Below are 1105 nucleotides of genomic sequence, written 5' to 3'. Positions count from 1 at the left end.
CACCGAGACCGCCCGCCGGCGGGACCGGACTCCCGCTGGACATGGAGAAGTTGCTGGCCGCCCGGCTGCACGCGGTGAAGGTCCGCCCGTACCTGGCCGACGCGCTCTTCGCGCTGCACGTGGTCGAGGACCGTTCGGTGCCCACGATGGCGGTGGACGCGCACTGGCGCTGCTACGTCTCACCCGGCTTCGTGGCGCGCACGCCGATGGAGGAACTGGCCGGCGTGTGGGTGCACGAGGTCTCCCACCTGCTCCGCGACCACCACGCGCGCGGCGAGCGCTACGCGCGCGAGCACGAGGAGTACGGCCCGGGGGAGTGCAGCGGGACGGGGGCGCCCCAGGCCGAAAGCTTGGGGAGGCTGCGGCGGAACATCGCCGCCGACTTCGAGATCAACGACGACATCTACGGCGACGGCCTCCCCCTGCCCACCGGTGCGGTGCTGCCGTCCCTGCTGGGGCTGACCGACGACCTGCTGATGGAGGAGTACCTGCGGATGTCGTCGCTGTCCGGGGCCGCGGCGGACCTGGCCTGGCTGGACTGCGGCAGCGGCGCCGACGGCCACGAACGGCCGTGGGAGCTGGGGCCCGACGGGGCGCACGGGCTCAGCAGGCAGCAGCGGGACGCGGTCCGTTTCCGGGTCGCCGAGGCGATCAAGGGCCGGCCGGGCAGCGCTCCGCAGGGGTGGCGCCGGTGGGCGGACGAGGCGTTCCATCCGCCGCAGCCCTGGCGGCAGTTGCTGGGGGCGGCGGTCCGGTCGGCGGTGAGCGCGCCGGGGGTGGGCGGCGACCACAGCTACCGCCGCCCGTCCCGTCGCTCGGCCGGTGTCCCCGGGGTGCTGCTGCCGAGCCTGCGCCGTACACCACCCCGGGTGTGCGTCGTGATCGACACCTCCGGGTCGGTGAGCGACGCCGAACTGGGCAGCGCGCTGCTGGAGGTGGCGGCGATCTCGCGCGCGGTGGGCGGAAGGCGCGACCTGGTCTCGGTGATCTCCTGCGACGCGGCTGCCGGGATCGCCGTCCCCATCTGCCGCGCCGAGCACATCGAACTGGTCGGCGGCGGCGGAACCGACCTGCGCTCCGGCTTCGCCCAGGCGCTGCGCTCCCG

Annotated in this window: 1 protein-coding gene; it reads left to right on the top strand. The window is 74.9% G+C overall.

Going from position 1 to position 1105, the window contains the following annotated elements:
- Nucleotides 1-1105 (top strand): vWA domain-containing protein (locus AC13HU_RS37520; protein ID WP_483046480.1); only part of this gene is annotated, 1105 nt, incomplete at both ends.

Source organism: Streptomyces sp. NH27 (assembly GCF_056859195.1).
This window is presented reverse-complemented; position numbering and strand designations above follow the sequence as displayed.